This is a genomic window from Paenibacillus sp. 01T422 (assembly GCF_056398785.1).
In genome coordinates this window covers 1-3,116 of record NZ_JBFTQB010000789.1, presented here as the reverse complement: position 1 = coordinate 3,116, position 3,116 = coordinate 1, and the positions used below count along the sequence as shown (strand labels likewise).

The 3,116-nt window shown below is 43.0% G+C and carries 3 protein-coding genes; all 3 read right to left on the bottom strand.

Translation table 11 applies throughout. The annotated features are described in order from the left end of the window. The coding region (locus AC1DUA_RS31265; RefSeq protein ID WP_477503452.1) for an Hpt domain-containing protein at window positions 1–1,227 on the bottom strand (1,227 nt) is incomplete at its 3' end. A gap of 54 nt (window positions 1,228–1,281) precedes the next feature. Next, the gene (locus tag AC1DUA_RS31260; protein ID WP_477503451.1) at window positions 1,282–2,394 is read right to left on the bottom strand and encodes a protein-glutamate methylesterase/protein-glutamine glutaminase; all 1,113 of its coding nucleotides are present in this window, start codon (window positions 2,392–2,394) and stop codon (window positions 1,282–1,284) included. A 48-nt stretch (window positions 2,395–2,442) separates the two neighbouring features. Further along, on the bottom strand, window positions 2,443–3,116 hold a 674-nt coding region (locus AC1DUA_RS31255), incomplete at its 5' end, for a P-loop NTPase family protein (RefSeq protein WP_477503450.1).

Genomic DNA, 3,116 nt, shown 5'->3' with positions numbered 1-3,116 from the left:
GTCTAACTCAGTTTCCGCTCCCGTGATCACTAAATCTACTTTCTTATCTAGTGATTTTGCCAAATCCCTGATCATCCGCGGAAAACGGTTGAAAACAGAGTCGACGGGCACCATGCGAAGTTTAAGAACAATATTTTGCAAGTCGCTGCTTACTCTAGACATGTGTTCAACTGTTTCTGTTAAATCATTGCGCTTAACTTCACTCGCCAACTGTTCCAGACGTACACGATCAATCAGCAACTCGCTAAAAAGATTMATTAATGCGTCGAGACGCTCTATATCGACCCGAATCGTACGACTTGCAACAGGAGCTCCACCAGCAGCAGGCTTTGCTACTGCAGCCGCAGGTTCTGCTGCAATCGGCGCACTCGCTACAGAAGCTACTGGAGTTGGTGCTTCTATGGTTGCTACAGCAGCAGCGATTTCTTGTCTTGCCGCCTCAACTTCACTGCGGGGACGAGATAATTCAACTAATGACTCAGAATCAACTGTAATAATTACAGCAGATTCAATCTCTGAAACGTTAAGAATCTCTTTCTCCAGTGTTGCATGATCAACTTTGGATATGAAATAGAGTGAGAATGAGCGGTCGAATTTCTCTTGCTCGATCTCTTGCACAGATGGCGTCGCTTTGACGATCTCACCCATTCTCTCCAATGCATCAAAGACCATATACGCACGCGCGGCTTTCAATACACAGTTCTCATTGACGTTAACTTCTATGTAAAAAACAAGAAAACCCGCATCAATAGATTGCTGAAGGATCGAAAATTGAAATTCATCAACTTCAATTCCTTTAGCAGGTTCCTTAACTGCCGCAACAACTGTTGTTGAAGCCGTTTTGTATTCACCTGTTACAATAGATCGTAGCGATACTACAATCGGAGTAACATCAGCTTTACCCGTACCGCCTTGAATAATGTCTTCCACCATGGATTCTAGGGAATCTAAGCTTTTGAAAATACAATCAAAAATGAACGAATTCATCTCAATTTTACTGTTGCGGACCATATCCAGAACGTTTTCCATTTCGTGTGTGAGAGAAGCGATGTCCTCAAATCCCATTGTTGCAGACATGCCCTTCAACGTATGTGCAGAACGAAAAATATTATGTACAATGCTAATATCTTGAGGGTTGCCTTCTAAACTTAGTAAGTTCTCATTCAAAGATTGCAAGTGTTCTTTCGACTCATCGATAAACATAGATAAATATTGACTAAGTTCCAAAACCACACACCTCCAATAGGATCTTTAAGTAACTTGCTTGCATTGTTCCATCATTTAAGGAAGTACACATTGCGTCAAGCGGGTAGCAATATTGTGCTGTGGGATTACATGCATAGCTGCCTGCATTTCTACAGCAGCTCGTGGCATGCCATAAACGACACAAGTTTCTTCAGACTCGGCAATGGTTGTCTCTGCACCCTCTTGTCTCAAGGACAGCATTCCTCTGGCGCCATCACTGCCCATCCCTGTCATCAGCACGATGTGTCTCTTCAACTCCTTCATGCCAAGCAAGGACTCAAACATGACATCCACCGAAGGACGGTGGCCAGAACGAGGATCTTCTTTTGTTAATCTGATTTTGTATGTTTTGTTAACATCTTTATACACAATCATGTGCCAACCTCCCGGAGCGACATAAGCAGTTGCCGTTTTGAGCACATCTCCCTCAGCTGCCTCTACAACTTGAATCTGAGAGATGTCATTCAAACGTTGTGCTAATGACTTCGTGAAATTAGGCGGCATATGCTGAACAATAAGGATTGGAGCAGGAAACCCTGCCGGGATATTGGAGATCACTTGGTGTAAGGCTCGTGGTCCGCCCGTCGAAGTTCCAATTGCAACAAGATGTTCAAAATTCGGTGAACTTTCTGTTAATGATTTCTTGGTCTCTAGCTGTTTCAACGTACCGACTTTATTAAGTTGAAGTGTTGCTAAAGCGCTTCTCGGTGACACCGGCGACTGCTGAATGGGCTGAAATGATCTCAACTTGGTTCGAACAGCCATTTGCAGCTTTTCGTGCAGTAGCTGCTTTACTTTATATAAGTCCAAAGAGATGGAACCCGATGGCTTTCGAATAAAGTCGACAGCACCCCATTCAAGCGCTTTAATCGTTTCTGAAGCTCCTTCCTCGGTTAAGGAGCTTATCATAATCACCGGAGTTGGCTGCTCAGCCATAATGCGCTGCAAGGCATCCAGACCATTCATCACAGGCATTTCTACATCCATTGTGACGGCATCTGGTCGTAAAAGCTTCACTTGGTCAATAGCCTCTTGTCCGTTTTTGGCTGTTCCAATGATGTTATACTGAGGATTATCTGAAATCAGATCGCTTATTATTTTTCGCATAAAGACGGAGTCATCTACAACTAGTATGTTATATATTGCCATGCTGTTTCCCTCCCTTTATGTGCTAATTCGACATAACTCGCGAAATTCCTATTTCAAAAGTTTCATCATTTTATTCAAAAAGCCCTTGACACCGGATGAAGGAGTATCAACGACCCGATAACCTTTGATATAGTCGTCTACAAGTGACTGGAGGCTTCTAGCTGCGACGGAGTTTGGGAAAGCTACGGAAAAAGGAACTTGCTTTTTGACAGCTTTTGACACGGACGCATCATCTTCCACAAAACCAAGCGTAGGAATCTGGATTCCCAAGAATTGTTTGGCTACTAAAGCGATTTTGTCGGCCGTTTGCTTGCCTTCTTTTCGATCGGTAACCCGATTAATAATTAACTTGAAAGACACATCGTGCCCCATCGAATTAACCATTTTTATGATCGCATAAGCATCTGTAATGGAAGTTGGCTCTGGAGTTGTCACGACGAAAGTTTCCTCAGCCGCCAGGATGAATTTCAGCGTTTCTTTGGACAAACCAGCACCCGTGTCAAAAATAATGAAATCCACATAACCGTTAAGCTGCATAACTTGTTCAGCAAAATAATCTAGTTCATCATCTGTTAGACGAAGCAAGTCATTAAAGCCAGAGCCGCCTGCGATGAAATCCAAATCATTCGAACCTTTTTGGATGATCTCCCAAATGGTTTTTTCCTTTTTCAATAAGTGATACAAATTGTACTTAGAGGAAACGCCCATCAACACATCAATAT